Below are 337 nucleotides of genomic sequence, written 5' to 3' on the forward strand. Positions count from 1 at the left end.
GATGTTTGTGTGACCCAAAAGCCTGAGAACGGAGAGGGATAAGATGGCCACGAAGACCGTAGGCCACGGAAGCGCTCCTAACCTCAGAGCCACATAGGTAGAACTTGCCGTCACAACCTAAAAATGCTCCAAAGGAAACGCCGGCGAGGGTATAAAAAACGACGACCAAAGCGACATAGACGGCCGTCTTCCTTGTGCCAATGACGCTTCGGATGACGAGCATGCTCGGCAGAGAGATCGCCGGCCCTGCCAATAAAAGCGAGAGAGCAGGACCCTTGCCCATCCCCGCGCCGACGAGCGCCTGCAAGATGGGCACCTCCGTCAAGGTGGCAAAGTA

The 337-nt window shown here is 56.4% G+C and carries 1 pseudogene; it reads right to left on the reverse strand.

The features are described 5' to 3' along the window. Positions 1–124: 124 nt before the first annotated feature. Positions 125–337, reverse strand: a pseudogene (locus EZM41_RS13725) (permease); the annotation flags it as partial.

It is taken from the genome of Acetomicrobium sp. S15 = DSM 107314 (genome assembly GCF_016125955.1).
Taxonomy (GTDB): domain Bacteria; phylum Synergistota; class Synergistia; order Synergistales; family Thermosynergistaceae; genus Thermosynergistes; species Thermosynergistes pyruvativorans.